We start from the raw sequence: 16,372 nt of genomic DNA on the forward strand, positions 1-16,372 counted from the left end.
CACCGAAGCCGCCCTGCAATCCGTCAATCGCCCGGAAATCGGCGCCCCTGCCGCCCTTTCCGCCGCTGCCGATAAACCCGGCGTCGCCGCCTTCCCCACCGGCCTGACCGGGCGCCGTGCCGTCGGCGCCGTCGCCGCCGTTCCCGATGAGCCACCCGCCGTCGCCACCGTCCTGTCCCGGGGCTATGCCGTCGGCGCCGTCGCCGATCAGCGGACGGCCGGTCAACAGCCTGGAGGGACCGTTGACCACCTCGAGCAGCTGTTGCTCTGCCGCGGCCACCGCAGCGGCCGCATCGGTGCTCGCATAGGCGCCCACACTGACCTGCAGGGTGCGCACGAACTGCTCATGAAACGTCGCCAGCTGTGCACTGACCGCCTGATATGCCTGCGCGTGCGCGCCGAACAACGCCGCGATGGCCGCCGACACCTCATCGGCGCCCGCCGCAGCTATCGCCGTCGTCGGGAAAGCGGCGGCCGCGTTGGCATTGCTGATCGCCGAGCCGATCCCCGCCAGCTCCGTCGCCGCGGCGTCGACTAACTCAGGTACCGCGAATACGAATGACATTTGCGCCTCCACTACGTCCTCGCACGTGCCCAACCCGGCCCGAATCAGCACAAAGTCTGTGGGCCGGCACTTCGACGAACCTTCAGAAGTCGTGAAATGCGCCGGTCAGACGCGTGATGCGGGAACCGCCAGAAAAGGCTCGCTACTCTGTCCCAATGCGGCATGGTGGTCGGGCATGACCCGCTTTCTGGCGCGCCGGTTGCTCAACTACCTCGTGCTCTTGGTGTTGGCCTCGTTTCTGACCTACTGCTTGACTTCTCTTGCGTTCTCGCCGCTGGAAAATCTGATGCAGCGCAGTCCGCGGCCGCCGCAAGCGGTGATCGACGCCAAGGCCGCTCAACTGGGGTTGAACCGGCCCATCCCGATCCGCTACGCCCACTGGGTTTCCCACGCCGTTCGCGGGGACTTCGGGGTCACCATCACCGGCCAGCCCGTCGGCACCGAGCTGGGACGGCGCATCGGAACCAGCCTGCGGCTGCTGATCATCGGATCGGTGGTCGGCACGATTCTGGGGGTGGCGATCGGGGCGTGGGGCGCCATCCGCCAATACCGGCTCAGTGACCGCATCATCACCATGCTGGCGTTGCTGGTGCTGAGCACCCCGACGTTCGTCGTGGCCAACCTGCTGATCCTGGGCGCCCTACGGGTCAACTGGGGGCTGGGCCTGCAACTGTTCGACTACACCGGCGAGACCGCACCGGGTGTGGCCGCCGGGACCTGGGAAGCCTTCGGTGACCGGTTGAAGCACCTGGTGTTGCCGTCGCTCACTCTGGCGCTGGGAGCTGCCGCCGGTTACAGCCGCTATCAGCGCAACGCGATGCTCGACGTCCTGGGGCAGGATTTCATCCGCACCGCCCGCGCCAAGGGGCTGACCCGGCGCCGAGCGCTGATCAAACACGGGCTGCGGACCGCGCTGATACCGATGGCCACGCTGTTCGCCTACGGGGTGGCCGGACTGGTCACCGGGGCGGTTTTCGTCGAGAAGATCTTCGGCTGGCACGGCATGGGTGAATGGATGGTCCGGGGTATTTCCACCCAGGACACCAATATCGTCGCGGCGATCACGGTGTTCTCCGGGGCGGTGGTCTTGCTGGCCGGTCTGCTCTCCGATGTCATCTACGCGGCTTTGGACCCGAGAGTGCGAGTGGCATGACCGCCGTGGCCCAGCGAGAGGTCGCGGATTTCACGTCGCGGCGCACCCTGGTGCTGCGCCGGTTCCTGCGCAACCGGTCCGCGGTGGTCTCCCTCGTGGTGCTGGTGCTGCTGTTCGTCGGCTGCTACACGCTGCCCGCGCTGCTGCCCTATTCCTATGAGGACCTTGATTTCGATGCCCTGCTGCAACCGCCCGATGCCCGTCACTGGCTGGGCACCAATGCGCTGGGCCAGGACCTGCTGGCGCAGATATTGCGGGGCATGCAGAAGTCGATGCTGATCGGTGTGTGTGTCGCGGTGATCTCCACCGGCATCGCCGCCACCGTGGGGGCGATCGCGGGGTATTTCGGCGGCTGGCGGGACCGGGCACTCATGTGGGTGGTTGACCTGCTGCTGGTGGTGCCCAGCTTCATCCTGATCGCCATCGTCACTCCGCGAACCAAGAATTCGGCCAACATCATGTTCCTGGTACTGCTGTTGGCCGGCTTCGGGTGGATGGTCAGCTCCCGTATGGTGCGCGGCATGACGATGAGCTTGCGGGAGCGCGAATTCATCCGTGCGGCACGGTTTATGGGGGTTTCCAGCCGCAGGATCATCACCGGCCACGTGATCCCGAACGTGGCGTCGATCCTGATCATCGACGCGGCCCTCAATGTCGCATCCGCCATCTTGGCCGAAACCGGTTTGAGCTTCCTCGGTTTCGGCATCCAGCCACCGGATGTGTCGCTGGGCACGCTGATTGCCGACGGCACCCAGTCCGCGACGACGTACCCCTGGGTCTTCCTGTTTCCGGCCGGGGTACTGGTGCTGATTCTGGTGTGCGCCAACCTGACCGGTGATGGCCTGCGCGATGCCCTGGATCCCGGCAGCAGAACATTGCGCCGTGGTGAGCGATGACCCCGCTGCTCGAGGTGACCGACCTGGCCGTCACTTTCCCCACCGACGGCGATGCGGTGACCGCGGTGCGCGGCATCAGCTACCGCGTCGACCCGGGCGAAGTGGTGGCGATGGTCGGCGAATCGGGGTCGGGTAAGTCCGCGGCGGCAATGGCCGTGGTGGGTCTGCTGCCCGAGTACGCCGAGGTAGGCGGCTCGGTGCGGCTGCAGGGAACCGAACTGCTCGGTCTTGGCGACGACGGGATGTCACGCGTCCGCGGCAAGGTGATCGGCACGGTGTTCCAGGATCCAATGTCCGCCCTGACCCCGGTCTACACCGTCGGCGACCAGATCGCCGAAGCGATCCGGGTCCATCAGCCCCGCGTCGGTAAGCAGGAGGCCCGCCGACGCGCCGTGGAACTCCTTGAGCTGGTGGGTATCTCGCAATCCGAGCGGCGAGCCCGCGCGTTCCCGCACGAACTTTCCGGCGGCGAGCGGCAGCGTGTGGTGATCGCGATCGCGATCGCCAACGATCCGGATCTGTTGATCTGCGACGAGCCCACCACCGCACTCGACGTCACCGTGCAGGCGCAGATCCTCGACGTGCTCAGGACGGCCCGCGACGTCACCGGCGCCGGGGTATTGATCATCACCCACGACCTCGGGGTAGTCGCCGAGTTCGCCGACCGGGCGCTGGTCATGTACGCCGGCCGGGTCGTCGAGTCCGCCGGAGTCAGCGATCTCTACCGCGATCGCCAGATGCCTTACACCGTCGGACTGTTGGGATCGGTCCCCCGCCTGGACGCCGCGCAGGGCACCCGGCTGGTGCCGATTCCCGGCGCCCCTCCGTCGCTGGCCGGTATGGATCCGGGTTGCCCATTCGCGCCCCGCTGCCCACTGGTGATCGACGAATGCCGCAGCGCCGAGCCGGAATTGATCGAGGTCGGCGCGGATCACCGGGCAGCCTGCATCCGCACCGACCAGGTCAACGGCCGCAGTGCCGCCGACATCTACGGCGTCAAAACCGAGCGCATCGCGCCGGAACCTCGCGACACGCCGGTCGTCGTGCGGGTGAGCCGCCTGGTCAAGACCTACCGGCTGACCAAGGGCCTGCTGTTGCGCCGGTCGATCGGTGAGGTTCGCGCCGTGGACGGCGTCAGTTTCGAACTGCAGCGGGGCCGCACGCTGGGCATCGTCGGCGAATCAGGCTCGGGCAAGTCGACCACCGTGCATCAGATACTGGAATTGGTTGTGCCGCAATCGGGATCGATCGAAGTGCTGGGCACCGATGTCGCCACCCTGACCCCGGCGAGCCGGCGCTCGCTGCGCCGCGACATCCAGGTCGTCTTCCAGGACCCGGTGGCCTCGCTGGATCCGCGGCTTCCCGTCTCCGATCTGCTGGCAGAACCGTTGCAGGCCAACGGCTTCAGCAAGACCGACACGCACGCCCGGGTAGCCGAGCTGCTCGACATCGTCGGGCTGCGCCGCTCTGATGCCAGTCGCTACCCCGCGGAGTTCTCCGGCGGGCAGAAGCAGCGCATCGGTATCGCCAGGGCGCTGGCGTTACAGCCCAAAATTCTGGCGCTCGACGAACCGGTATCCGCCCTTGACGTGTCGATCCAGGCCGGAATCATCAACTTGCTCCTGGACTTGCAAGAGCAATTCCAGCTCTCTTATCTGTTTGTTTCCCATGATCTTTCGGTGGTCAAACACCTCGCCCACGATGTGGTCGTGATGTATGCCGGCGCCATCGTCGAGCAGGGCGACAGCCGGGAGGTTTTCAGCAATCCGCAACACGAGTACACGCGGCGGCTGCTTGGCGCGGTGCCGCAACCGAACCCCAGGCAATCATGACCAACCGGACCCGCCTCATCCTTGCGCTGCTGATCGCCGCCCTGATGGTCGCCGGCTGCTCGGCCGCCCCCGTGACGCCGTCAGCCGCGCCGAACGGCGCCGTCGGCACGACCAGCGACATCAACCCGCAGGATCCGGCCACGCTGCGCGACGGCGGCAACCTGCGGCTGGCGCTCAGCGACTTCCCGCCCAACTTCAACACCTTGCACATCGACGGCAATTCGGCGGAGGTCGCGGCGATGCTGAAGGCCACCTTGCCGCGCGCGTTCGTCATCGGGCCCGACGGCTCGACCACGGTCGACACCGACTACTTCACCAGCGTCGAACTCACCCAAGCCGACCCGCAGGTGATCACCTACACCATCAATCCCAAGGCATTCTGGTCCGACGGCACGCCGATCACCTGGCGCGACATCGCCAGCCAGATCCACGCGACCAGCGGCGCCGACAAGGACTTTGCGATCGCGTCACTGGGCGGCGCCGACCGCGTCGCTTCGGTGACCCGCGGCGTCGACGACCGCCAGGCCGTTGTGACCTTCGCCAAGCATTACGCGGAGTGGCGCGGAATGTTCGCCGGCAACGGGATGCTGCTGCCCAGCAGTATGACCGCCACCCCCGAGGCATTCAACAAGGGCCAACTGGAGGCGCCAGGTCCGTCCGCCGGCCCGTTCATCGTGACCTCGCTGGATCGGAGCACGCAACGAATCGTCTTGTCCCGCAACCCTAAATGGTGGGGCGAGCGGCCGAAGCTGGACAGCATCACCTACCTTGTTCTCGACGACGCCGCTCGGTTGCCGGCGCTGCAGAACGCCACTATCGACGCGACCGGAATCGGCTCGCTCGATCAGCTCACCATCGCCGAGCGCACCAAGGGCATCTCGATCCGCCGCGCGCCGGCGCCGAGCTGGAGCCACTTCACCCTCAACGGCGCGCCCGGAGCGATCCTGTCCGACCCGGCGCTGCGGCTGGCGGTCTGCAAGGGAGTCGACCGTCGGACCATCGCCAAAGTGGCCCTTTATGGACTCACCAGTGATCCGACCCCACTGAACAACCACATCTTTGTCGCCGGGCAGGAGGGCTATCAAGACAACAGCACTCCCTACGACCCGGAGCAGGCCAAGCGGGACCTCGACGCGCTGGGCTGGAAACTCAACGGCAAGTTCCGGGAGAAGAACGGTCACCAGCTGGTGGTGCGGCTGCTGTTCTACGATGCGCAGAGCACCCGGCAGTTCGCGCAGGTCGCTCAGCACAGCCTGGCTCAGATCGGGGTGAAACTCGAGCTGCAGTCTCGTTCCGGCAGCGGCTTTTTCAGCAACTACGTCAACGTGGGAGCCTTCGATATCGCGTTGTTCGGGTGGGTCGGCGACGCGTTTCCGCTGTCGTCGCTCACCCAGATCTACACCTCGGACGGGGAAAGCAACTTCGGCAAGATCGGCAGCCCCGAGATCGACGCCGCCATCGAGCGGACGCTGCAGGAACTGGACCCCGCCAAGGCCCGCGCGCTGGCCAACGAGGTCGACAAAATGGTGTGGGCGGAAGGATTCAGCCTGCCGCTGACGCAGTCGCCCGGAACCGTAGCGGTGCGCAGCACACTGGCCAATTTCGGTGCCACCGGCCTGGCCGACCTCGATTACACCGCAATCGGATTCATGCGGGACTGACCTGGCACCGCACCGGCAGGACGGCCGCTTCCGCGGCGGCGGCCAGGTCGATGGCCTTCCACAGCAGCCGTACCGGCGCCCGTGCCGGCATGGCGTCGAGCACCGGCGCCTGGCCGATGAGCCCGTGGTGTTCGCCGCGGCATACCGCTGCCGCGATAGCCAGGGCGGCAGGCTCCCGAAAATCCAGGGCACTGTGCGCCATCGTCGGTAACTCCACGAGCACCGCGTCGGGCACCAGCGACGCCACCCGTTCGGCTACCGCCGGCGGCGTGATGAGGTCGCGGCCACCGGAAACCACCACCGTCGGCCAGCCGAATTTCGGCATCTCGGCCACCAAGTCATACGGCTCGGACTCGAAGGCAGAGGTTGCTTTCAGGGTTTCCCGCATCGCCACGGCGGGGTCGAGGGGCAGGCCGTCGGGCTCGGCGGCGTAGTCGAGTTCGCGGAATGCGATGCGGCTGACCAGATCGTTCTCGTAGCGGTAGGGCACCTTCCGATTGACCGCGGTGGTGACCCGGCAGAGCCCGCGCCACAGCATCGTACGGCCGTCGAGCAACAGGTCCAGTTGCCGGCCGAGGAGCTTGGCGCCGCCGTAGCCGTAAATTGCCGCCGCAACCTGTGCCGCCGAGGCGGTCATCACGCCGGAGTCGACCAACCGGCGAACCTTGGGCGCCAGCGCGGCCGTCTCCGGACTGTCACCCTTGAGCAGCAGCCTGCGGATAGCGTCGCGGGCCAGCGCTATGTCGTGGCGCGACAACACCGGGGAGTCGAGGATCATCGCCTTCACCCGGCAGGGATGACGCACCCCCAAGCCGGCCGCAATATAGGTGCCGTACGACGTGCCGTAAACGACGGCCGAGTCGACGTGCGCGTCGTCGAGCACCGCGGCCACGTCGTCGACGACCTGGTCTATGGTCAGCGCCTCGGGCGGCAGATCGGCGCCCGAGTCGTCGTGGCGCGACATGCCGACGCCACGGTGCTCGATCATGATCACGTCCAGACCGGCCGAGGCGGCACGCCGGCGCAGCCCCTGGTACAACCGCATCGACGCCACTCCCGGTCCGCCCGGGATGATGACCAGCGGGTGCGCGGATTTGCGACCGGTGCGCACGTAATACAGGTCGAACTCATCGTCGCTTCCGGGTGACACCGGCCGGCGCACCGGCCGCACCCCCGGCAGTCTCGCCAATTTCTCGTGTACCCGGCGTCTTTTGGCATTCATCGTCATAGGTGTTGCCCCGCCATGCGTACCATTCTGCCGACAACCGCTGCGCTCGGCAGTTCGGCGGTGTGGCCTCAGCTGAGCAGCAGGTCGGCGGCCTTCTCGCCGATCAGCACTGATGGCGCGTGGGTGTGTCCCCTGACGGTGCTCGGCATCACCGATGCGTCGGCGACCCGGAGCCGGTCGACTCCGCGGACCCGCAGCTGCGGATCGACCACGCTGTTGTCGTCGGTGCCCATCCGGCACGTGCCCAACGGATGGTAAAGGGTGTGCGAGCACGTTTCCAGGGCCGCCTCGAGTGTTGCCTCGTTCAGCTCGGCGCAATTGCGTGGCCGGGCGATCGGACCCAGCAGTCCTTTGAGCGACGGCGCGTCGGCGATCCGGGCACACAACCGCAGGCCGGCCATCATCGCGGCCCGGTCGATTCCTTGGCGATCCGAGAGGTAGCGCGGGTCGATGACCGGTTTGGCATGCGGGTCGGCCGAGCGCAGCGTCACCTGGCCGCGGCTTTCCGGGGCGACCAGGATCGGCCCGAGCACCACTCCATGACCGGGCGGCCGGACGAGCAGACCCTCGTCGTAAAAGGGCGCCGGGGCAAAGATCAGCTCCAGATCGGGCAGTTCGAGATCTGGTCGGCTGCGGATGAAGCCGTATGCCTCGCCGACGTTGGACGTGAGCATGCCGCGGCGCCGCAGCAGATAGTCGAGTACCTGTCGTGGCTTCTCGGCCGCGGCCAGGCTGTCGCCGGCGACGTCGAAACCCATCGGTGTGACCAGGTGATCCAGCAGGTTCTGCCCTACCTCCGGGGCGTGGTAGACGGTGTGGATGCCGTGCTCGGCGAGGTGATCGCGGGCGCCGATGCCAGAGAGCATCAGCAGTTGCGGGCTGTTGACGGCGCCGCCGCACAGCACGACCTCACGGCGGGCGTGGACCACGCAGGCTTGACCGCCACGCTGGTATTCCACGCCGACCGCCCGGTTTCCGTCGATCACGATTCGGGTAGCGGTGGCCTCGGTGAGCACCCGCAGGTTCTTACGGCGCAGCGCGGGCTTGAGGTAGGCGTCGGCGGTGCTGTATCGCGCGCCTCGACGCTGGGTGACAATGGTCTCGCAAAACCCTTCCGGGTCAGGGGAATTGGGCTGCGCACCGGCAAAACCGCACTCACGTGTCGCGGCCAGGAAGGCCGCGGTCGACGGCCGGGGGCTGCGCTGACGGGAGATGTGCAGTGGACCGGTCACCCCGCTGTCGTCTCCGCTGACGAAGTGCCAGGCGGCGGTGACATTTTCGATCCGACGGAAATACCCGAGCACCTCGGTGTACGACCACTGCGGGCCGGCACGCCGCGCCCACTCGTCGTAGTCCGCTTTGAACCCGCGCACCCACATCATCGCGTTCATCGACGATGAGCCGCCGAGTACTTTGCCTCGGGGCCAATAGATTTCACGCCCGGCGAGCTCCGGCTGCGGTTCGGTCAGGTAGTCCCAGTCGATCTCGCTGCGAAACAGCTTGGAAAATGCCGCCGGAATACCGATGAAGCGGTTCTTGTCCCGGGGGCCGGCTTCCAGCGCTACTACCGAGGTGGCCGGATCGGCACTGAGCCGATTGGCCACGACCGCCCCGGCCGATCCGGTGCCCACCACCACGTAGTCGCAGTGAATCTCCGTCGCCGGTGACTGGCGGGACAGCCGCCGATTGCTAGGCATGGAGATCGATGCGGTGCGCGTTGGCGACACCGTCATAGCGCTCGGGACTGCACGTCAGCACGATCACCTGCCCGTGAGTGCCCACAGTGTCGAATACCTCCCCCATCTTGGCCAATCGTTCCGGATCGGTGAACCCTAGCGCGTCGTCGACCACCACCGGCACGGTATCCTCCTTGGCGACCAGGGCCGCCCCGGCGAACCGGGCCAGGATGCCGAGCTGCTCTTTGGCGCCTCCGGACAACGACTCGTAGGGCACCGTGATGCCGTTCAGGGTGCGGCTGCGGATCTTCAAGTCACTGTCGACATCGACCTCGAAGGCGGGCCCGAACACCGGACGACCGAGCCGGTGCAGCTCCGCGCGGTACGGCTGGACGTAGCGCAACCGGGTGCTGTCGCGGTGGCGTGCCATCACCGACCGCAGCAGCTGCGCGGCCCGGGCCCGGCGGCCGACGCGGGCGTGCCGGCTTGCGGCGTGTTCACGTTCGGTCTCGGCGGCGTCGAGCTTGCCTTTGCGGCCCTCACTGCCGAACACCGAGAGTTCAATGCTGATCTCTCGCAACGCATTTACGGCATCATCGTGACGCTCGCGTAGCGACGCTGCCATGTCGGTGGCTTCCTTCAGCTCGGCGGCCACCGCCTCGGGCGCCATGGCCGCGAGGGCTTCGGCGAGTTCGGCCACCCGCCGCTCGGCGGTTTCTCGCGAGCGCAGATCCGCGTCGGCTTTGACCGCCAGCTGTGCATCGCTGACCGAGGCTCGCGCCTGCGCCAACCGGACTCGGACCGAGTCGAGTTCGGCGAGTTGAGTTTCCACCTTATGCCGTAGCACCGTTGCCTGCGTGGACGTCTCGGCCAGCTGACGACCAGCGGTTGCGGCAGCCCGGCGCCGGGTCTCACATTCGGTCTCCGCGGCCGTGCGGGCGGCCTCGGCCGCGTGCAGCTCGACGCGGGCGGTCGCGGCGTCCGTCGCGAACAGATCCGGCTCGGCCGGTTGACTGGCATGCAACTGAGCCACCCGGGCGCGGAGTTGATCCACCTGTTCGTCGCCGCACAGGCCGGCCAGGGTGGCGATCAGCTGATCGCGCTTGCTGTGCAGTTCCCGGCGCCGCTGGTCGGCAGCTCGGGCATCCGCCACGCTGGCGATCCCGCCGGCCGTCAGGGCATCAGCCAGCTCTTGTTGTGCCGCAACATGTTTGGCCTGTACCTCCCGCGCGGCCGGCCCGTGGCTGATTCGCGCGGTGAGGACGCCCGGCACCGTCAACTCGGCGGGCCCGGCGGCCGTGATCGACCAGCGTTCGCCCGCCGCCAGCGACACCCGCTGCTCACCGACGACGAGCTCGATGTCGCGTGCGGCGCTGAATTCCACCGCGGCGCAGAGTGCCGCCAGCTGCCCGTCTGATCGATCGACCGCCGCGGCGGCCTCATCGATTCGACGCATCACCTGTTCGGTCACCGTCACGTCGGACAGCGCTGTGCAGACCCGGTCACATTCGCGGTGGATGGCGTCGATCCTGGCCAGCCGGTCACTCAACCGGTCAGCCTCCTCGCGGCCAACGATCAGATCGAGCGACCGCCGGGCAGACTCGGCGCGGGCTTGGGCAGCCGTTAGCACCTGGATGGCTTCCACCACCGCGGCGTCACCCACCGCAGCCGCCTGCGCCGCCGCCTTCTGTTCATCGGTGGCTTGTTGAGCTTCGACCCGCAAGGCCGCGACGGTAGTGGTGCGAGCGTCGACGTCGGCGACTAGAGCCCGCCGCTCGGCATGCGCTGCGGTTGATGCGGCACCGGCTGCGGCCGCTGCGGCGGCGACGAGTTTGGCTTCCCGCTCTTCGGTGGTGAGCGCGGCAATCTTGTCGGCCGCAGCCTGCGCCGCGGCGAGCCGAGGACCGGCGTTGCGGTGTTGCTGCGACAACTCGGCCACCCGTCGGGTCAGCTCAGCATGGCGACGGACCCGCTCGTCGACCTCGGCCACGGCGGCCGCACACTCCGCCACCGCGGCCTCGGCGTCGGCGAGCGCGGTGATGGCGGCGGCCCATTCCCCGGTGGGCCGTCCCGTCGCGGTGAAGTAGCGCGCGTATTCGGCGTCGATCCGCTCGATCAACAAGGGCTCGGCGCCGGATAGCGCCGCGTCATCCCCGGCCGCCACATCGAGCGCGCGCGACAACGCATCGCAGCCCGACAGATCCACCGCGACCGTCGACGCCGCCTGCAGCACTCGCTGCGCATGCCAAAGTTCGGTATCGACGGTCTCGGCCAGCATTGCCCGCACCCGATCGTGTGCCTCGTCGCCGGTCAATTGCTCGCGGCGCGGCGCCACCATGGTCAGCTCGGTCTCGGGCCGCTTGTGGAAGCGCTTACGGTAGACGAAACGATAAGGACCACTGCTGATTTCGGCGGTGACTTCGGAGCCGACGTCCGCATGGGTCGGCTTGACCTGCTTGACGTCCTTCTTCGTCGATCGATCCTTGGATTCCAGCAACAGGTCCAGCGCCTCGATCATCGACGACTTGCCGCTCTCGTTGGCGCCGCACACCACCACCACGCCGTGATCGGGAAACTCGATCTCCCGATGGGAGATACCGCGATAGTTCGACAGGACGAGCCGGTGCAGTCTCATGCGACGCCCCGGTCGGTCAGCCGCAGCAGCAGCGCCAAGGCTGCCTGGGCATCCACGGCCTCATCGCCCTCGCCCGCGCGTGCCGTTGCGACCAACTCCTCGACCGCGGCGGCGGCGAACCCCCCGATGCCGAGGTCGCAGAATTCGCCGTCGGCCGGTACCACCGCCAGATCGGTGTGCCGCTCCCATAAGCCCAGCCATGCGAACAACCGCGCGTACCTGTCCAAGCAGACGTCCAACGCGGCGCGGTCGGTGACCGTTAGTGAGCCGGTCAGTGCCAGCCGCACCACGGTGCGTTCCTTGTCGGTCATCAGATCCAGGTTCATGTCCAGGTCGGCGATGTCGCGGCTGGTGTCCACCTGGTTGTGCAACGTAACGAAACGCCAACGCCCGACATACCTGGCGTCGACCGCTACCGGACGTCGTGCATCGGTTTCATCGATGTCGACTACCAAGACGTAACCCGGATCCGCTTCGACATCGTCGAAATTGGTGACTTCGGGCGAACCGGAATACCACACTCGGCCGCTGCCGCCGACCTGGGTGCGCGAATGCTTATCGCCAAGGGCCACATAGTGAATCAGGCCGGCAACCAATGCCCGGTCGAGTGCGCCGAGGTGGATCAGGGATGGCTTGTCCCGGTCGGGATCCAAGACGTCGACGCCGCCGTGGGCGACGAGCACCCTGGTGACATCGGCAGCGGAAAGCGGGGTCAAGCCCTCCAGCACCTCGGCGACCAGGTCGGTGGTGGGCGCTTTCGACCGCCACGGTGCGGCGACAATCTGCAGGCCCGGCCGGACCTCATGGACGCCGGGCCGGTCGAGCACCACCACATTGTCTGGACATTCGGCCCGGAACAGCACGCTGGTGTACACCGACGATGCGTCCAACGGGTCATGGTTGCCAGGCAACAGATAGACGGGAATTCCGATGGCGCGCATGGCTTCCAGCGATTGGCCGATCACCTGCGGAGCGAGCTGGTTGTGTTCGAAGACGTCGCCGGCCACCACCACGAATTCGGCGCCGACCTCGGCGGCCAGCGCGTTGAGTCCGGCGACTGCGTCGCGGCGGGCAGCCGAATAGCGTGGCTGGGCGTCGCCGGCAAGGAAGTGCCGGGTCATGCCCAATTGCCAGTCAGCGGTGTGCAGGAATCGCATCCTGGCACCCTCCCTTCTGGGCTACTCGTCTTCGGCACCGCGAGTGTAGGACTCGGTGCCGACAAGTAGCGGGACCTCGCTCGGCAGGTTCCCCCGGGGGCCACCGAGTCGTTGACCCGGACAGTCACTCGCGTCACTCTGGTTTCGCGGCGACGTCTTCGAGTTTCTCGGCGGAGTGCCCCAGCAGGTGCGGCGGCCCCCGGACGTGGGGTCGGCTGCCACGGCCCGAGGTGACACCGAGAGACGCGCGGCGCGACGCCCAGGCCGATGGGCCCCGGATGACCCTGGGAAGCTCGTCGTGCGTCGCTTCGCATAGGCCACCAGAGCGCCGAATTGGGTAGCGGCGAACTTGATCTCAGCGCTCTCCGAGAGCGTGGGCGTCAAGTGGGTTGAACCGGTTGACGATCAGCGGATCGGCGCTGGTGAACGGGAAGTCCGGGAGGTCCTCGAGGTGGGTGTTGAATGTCGCCGCGAGCGCTTCGCGCCAGTGAGCGCTCACCGACGCCCGATAGCCGATGTCGCCGGGGGTCGGCTGGTCGAAGAAGATGCAGAAGTGCATTTCCGGGGCATCAACAACCTCGATGTGGTGCGGGTAGGCGCGGGGAATGAAGTAGACGTCGCCCCGCCGCAGGTACCAGGTGTCCAGCTTGCCGCCGGGACTCATCACGGTCATGCGCGCCGAGCCCCGGTTGACGTAGCCCATCTCGGCGGTGATCGGGTGCCAGTGCGGCTCACGCATCCCGTCCTCGCGGATTCGTAAGGAGTACATCGCGATAAGTCTTTAGCCCGAAGTCCTCGGGCCGTTCGGTGCGGAGCCGACGGCCAAGCTCGCGGGCGGAGTCATCGCGTCCACGAAAAATTTGTGTGGGTCGTTGAAGTGTGCCGTGTCAGGGACGTCCGCCGCCCCGGGGCGCGCGGCTAGTGCCCGGTCAGTGGTGCTGCGGCGCATCGCAGCGAAATCCGAGGCCGGCAGGTCGTAGGTGTTGCCGAGCACCGCATCGGTCATGGCGCCAAAGGCTGCCCCGAGCCCGAAGTCCTCGGGCCGTTCGTTGCGGAACGCGATGACGAATTCGCACACGTCGGTGCCGATGTTTTCGATGTGGTGCGGGGAACCGGAGTCGATGTGGAACATGTCGCCCGCGTGCACCACGAACGAGGCGCACTGGCTACCAATGTCGAGCACCGAGACCAGAGCGGTGCCCGAAACACAGTAGGTCAGTTCGTTGGCATTGGCGTGTCAGTGCGGTGTGCGCATGGTGTGCGCATCGCGCCCGGGTTGATCAGCAGCCGTTTGATTGACAGGCCCTTCAGGATGGGGAAGGTGTCGGCCGTCAGCCGCTGGATGGAACCGAGGTCGGACTCTTCGACGATTTCACCGTCAATCAGTGATGCGACGTGTGTGCTTGTCTGCGTGAGCATTTCATTCGCGTCAATTCCTGGATCGAAGATCGCGGTGGATTGCTACCCCCTACGATCCCGCTGCCGGCGGCGCGCCGTCCAAGACCCGGTTTCGGTGTGTCGATCAGCGTTGGTTATCGGGGCCTTCCGCGACGCACCCACGGGCCACATCTAGCCGGCACTGATGCGGTGCAGGGTGTTTTCAAAAAGCACGTCGAGGACATGTTGATTGCTTGTGGTGGCGTCACCGATGAGCACGAGGTTCGACAGCTGTGCGAAGGAGAAGTATTGCGTCCGCGCTGCGTCGGTGGAGCTTCCGATGATTGTGGTGACAGAGATCCGGAAGAGGTGCGGTCCGTTCACCGAGCGGGAGTCTTCGATCATGCGCACCGTGTAATTTATGGTGTCCGCGAAGGTGAATCGTGAGCACCTGGACATCAGGGCGGTCATCTTGTCAAAGCCGCTTTGGTTGAACTCACGGCCGATTCGCAGGCGAACGTCGGGATGCTGGCCGGAACTCTCGGGCCGATCGGCGGGATCACGCCCCGCGATTTCGGCACCCCCGGCAATGCCGGGCGCTAAGTCGTTGACGTTGGCGCATTCGGCCGGATCGTAGTCCAGGGCGCCGTCGTGGAACGGTTGCATCCTGAAGTATCCGAACCTGTCGGCGCCCTCGGTAGTGGCGTTGACGGTCCACGTTGTGGGGAAATCGGCGGGCTTGGGAAGCAGGTCGGCCAGTTGTTGGTCAGACAGCGCCGCCAGTCCAGGTGCCAACGACGGGGTGGTTTCTCGCCAATGTCGCAGCGCGACGGGCGCAGTGATCAGGACGGCAACGATGGCAACCGAACACAACAGGGCGGCAACGGAAAGCGTTGCTCGCGAATCGTGTTGGCTGCGCGTAGGCCAGCTCACAGGGCGCGCAGCCTTTGCAGCGTTTGGGAGGCGCGGCGCTGCACCAGTTCACGATCGCCGGCGTTTTCCATGTAGACGGAGCATTCCAGGATGACGCCACGCAACGCGTAGTAGCTGGCGCGGTAGGTCGCCGGTGGTTCGTCACTGCCAGCAGTGACAAATGTTCTGGTGACCACGACGGCGACAACGACGTTGTCAGTCCAATGGTCGTGGAGCACCGTGGTGGCCGAGCGCTGATCTTTGAGCCGTCCGTTGAAGTCGTAGTTGGCCACCTGGTAGGACCCGCATCGGCCCAGCCAGTCCAGGTAATTGGCGATGCGGTCCGGGCCGTCGGGAACCACCGAGATTTCGAAATGCGCATTGGGGCCGTGCTCGTCGCTTTCTCCGGTCGCCGGCCAATCCCAGACTCGAGCGTCGCGGGCAATCAGCTGGGTGTAGCGGTCGACGTCCAGTTCCGCGGCCAGTGCCGCCCCGGAATGGGTCAGCAGTTGCGGGATCTGTGTGCACTGGGCCGGTCCATACACGGCCCGCGGGCCAAGCTGGGGCGCGGTACTCGAGGCAGTGGTCTCCGAGAACGCGCGGCGGCGCAACGCCCCCGACAAGCCGTACCCCCAGTCCGTCGGAAAGTCGCCGCTCGACGGAAGCGCGCCGGCCAAGACCCAATCCGGTCGCGATGCCAGGCTCGTCAAAGGGTTTGCGCGAGGCCCGATCACAAGCACCGTCACCCCACACACGCCGAGCACGGCTAGTGCCGCACCGGCCACCAGGTACGGCCAAGATCGGCGCCGCGCGCCCGTCCGTGATCGCCGAACGCGCGGCGCGAACCACCCGCTCAACGCCATCCCATCCTCCTGTCTGCGGCGTTCGCGCCACCACCCGGATTGACGAAACATCTCACCCCGGAGCCCAAGTGCACGCCAGTCGGTTTGGTAGGTGGGCTTGGCCGGGGTCTGTCGGCGGCACAACCAGAGAAGCCATGCACCTGCCCGCGCGCCGGTGGTCTACATCGCCGGCGACGACGTTGCGCGTGCGGCTGTGTTGCCCGAGGATAGCTGCCCCGTGCCCACCCTCATCGTCACGGATCTGCACGTGGTGGTGTGCTGTGTGCTGTGCCCTTTCACCTGTGCGCAATGCTGGGCTGCGATGTGATGAGGCAGTCGAACCCTTAGCACTGCCCTCCGTGCACCAGGAGAGACCGGGCTTTGCCCGCCGGTCGGGGGCTTGTGCACGCCTCCGCGACAACTACCTGCGTCACCTCG

11 protein-coding genes and 1 pseudogene are annotated in these 16,372 nt (G+C 66.8%); 4 read left to right on the forward strand and 8 right to left on the reverse strand.

Features of this window, described 5'->3' with window-relative positions; translation table 11 throughout:
- Positions 1 to 565: PE family protein (locus BST40_RS17320; RefSeq protein WP_142276751.1), on the reverse strand; the 565-nt coding region annotated here is incomplete at its 3' end.
- A gap of 175 nt (positions 566 to 740) precedes the next feature.
- Between BST40_RS17320 and BST40_RS17325 the strand changes: the two genes are divergently transcribed.
- Genes BST40_RS17325 through BST40_RS17340 form a run of 4 tightly spaced genes read left to right on the forward strand, consistent with a single transcriptional unit; the run spans position 741 to position 6,107 of the window.
- Positions 741 to 1,718 carry an ABC transporter permease gene (locus BST40_RS17325; RefSeq protein WP_075548708.1) on the forward strand — a complete coding sequence of 326 codons (978 nt, stop codon included), beginning with the start codon at positions 741 to 743 and terminating at the stop codon, positions 1,716 to 1,718.
- Complete coding sequence (locus BST40_RS17330) at positions 1,715 to 2,614, forward strand: ABC transporter permease (RefSeq protein ID WP_075548707.1); 900 nt, start codon at positions 1,715 to 1,717, stop codon at positions 2,612 to 2,614. The genes BST40_RS17325 and BST40_RS17330 overlap by 4 nt, the downstream gene beginning before the upstream one ends.
- Complete coding sequence (locus tag BST40_RS17335) at positions 2,611 to 4,446, forward strand: dipeptide ABC transporter ATP-binding protein (protein ID WP_083154921.1); 1,836 nt, start codon at positions 2,611 to 2,613, stop codon at positions 4,444 to 4,446. The genes BST40_RS17330 and BST40_RS17335 overlap by 4 nt, the downstream gene beginning before the upstream one ends.
- Positions 4,443 to 6,107 carry an ABC transporter family substrate-binding protein gene (locus BST40_RS17340; RefSeq protein WP_083154923.1) on the forward strand — a complete coding sequence of 555 codons (1,665 nt, stop codon included), beginning with the start codon at positions 4,443 to 4,445 and terminating at the stop codon, positions 6,105 to 6,107. Before BST40_RS17335 ends, BST40_RS17340 begins: the two co-directional genes overlap by 4 nt.
- Here BST40_RS17340 and BST40_RS17345 read toward each other — a convergent pair.
- The 7 genes and pseudogenes from BST40_RS17345 to BST40_RS17375 form a co-directional block, all read right to left on the reverse strand.
- Positions 6,094 to 7,335 carry an alpha/beta fold hydrolase gene (locus tag BST40_RS17345; RefSeq protein WP_075548704.1) on the reverse strand — a complete coding sequence of 414 codons (1,242 nt, stop codon included), beginning with the start codon at positions 7,333 to 7,335 and terminating at the stop codon, positions 6,094 to 6,096. The two genes, BST40_RS17340 and BST40_RS17345, sit on opposite strands and share 14 nt — an antisense overlap.
- A 68-nt stretch (positions 7,336 to 7,403) precedes the next feature.
- On the reverse strand, positions 7,404 to 9,032 hold the full coding sequence (locus tag BST40_RS17350) for a GMC family oxidoreductase (protein ID WP_083154925.1): 1,629 nt from the start codon (positions 9,030 to 9,032) through the stop codon (positions 7,404 to 7,406).
- A complete protein-coding gene (locus BST40_RS17355; protein ID WP_083154927.1) occupies positions 9,025 to 11,646 on the reverse strand; it encodes an AAA family ATPase in 2,622 nt (873 codons plus the stop codon). The genes BST40_RS17350 and BST40_RS17355 overlap by 8 nt, the downstream gene beginning before the upstream one ends.
- Positions 11,643 to 12,803, reverse strand: a complete 1,161-nt coding sequence (locus BST40_RS17360; protein WP_083154929.1) for a metallophosphoesterase family protein — start codon at positions 12,801 to 12,803, stop codon at positions 11,643 to 11,645. Before BST40_RS17360 ends, BST40_RS17355 begins: the two co-directional genes overlap by 4 nt.
- Before the next feature lie 355 nt (positions 12,804 to 13,158).
- A pseudogene (locus BST40_RS17365) lies at positions 13,159 to 14,222 on the reverse strand (cupin domain-containing protein).
- 150 nt (positions 14,223 to 14,372) lie between these two features.
- Positions 14,373 to 15,113, reverse strand: coding sequence for a hypothetical protein (locus tag BST40_RS17370; RefSeq protein WP_131808348.1), 741 nt, complete (start codon positions 15,111 to 15,113; stop codon positions 14,373 to 14,375).
- Positions 15,110 to 15,769 (reverse strand): hypothetical protein, encoded by a 660-nt coding sequence (locus BST40_RS17375; protein WP_244174410.1) that lies wholly within the window; start codon positions 15,767 to 15,769, stop codon positions 15,110 to 15,112. Before BST40_RS17375 ends, BST40_RS17370 begins: the two co-directional genes overlap by 4 nt.
- Between the last annotated feature and the right edge of the window lie 603 nt (positions 15,770 to 16,372).

Source organism: Mycobacterium persicum (assembly GCF_002086675.1).
Taxonomy (GTDB): Bacteria; Actinomycetota; Actinomycetes; order Mycobacteriales; family Mycobacteriaceae; genus Mycobacterium; species Mycobacterium persicum.

Coding starts and splice junctions, on each gene's coding strand:
- BST40_RS17325 (WP_075548708.1), top strand. CDS start 741: ATGACCCGCTTTCTGGCGCGCCGGTTGCTCAACTACCTCGTGCTCTTG.
- BST40_RS17330 (WP_075548707.1), top strand. CDS start 1,715: ATGACCGCCGTGGCCCAGCGAGAGGTCGCGGATTTCACGTCGCGGCGC.
- BST40_RS17335 (WP_083154921.1), top strand. CDS start 2,611: ATGACCCCGCTGCTCGAGGTGACCGACCTGGCCGTCACTTTCCCCACC.
- BST40_RS17340 (WP_083154923.1), top strand. CDS start 4,443: ATGACCAACCGGACCCGCCTCATCCTTGCGCTGCTGATCGCCGCCCTG.
- BST40_RS17345 (WP_075548704.1), bottom strand. CDS start 7,335: ATGACGATGAATGCCAAAAGACGCCGGGTACACGAGAAATTGGCGAGA.
- BST40_RS17350 (WP_083154925.1), bottom strand. CDS start 9,032: ATGCCTAGCAATCGGCGGCTGTCCCGCCAGTCACCGGCGACGGAGATT.
- BST40_RS17355 (WP_083154927.1), bottom strand. CDS start 11,646: ATGAGACTGCACCGGCTCGTCCTGTCGAACTATCGCGGTATCTCCCAT.
- BST40_RS17360 (WP_083154929.1), bottom strand. CDS start 12,803: ATGCGATTCCTGCACACCGCTGACTGGCAATTGGGCATGACCCGGCAC.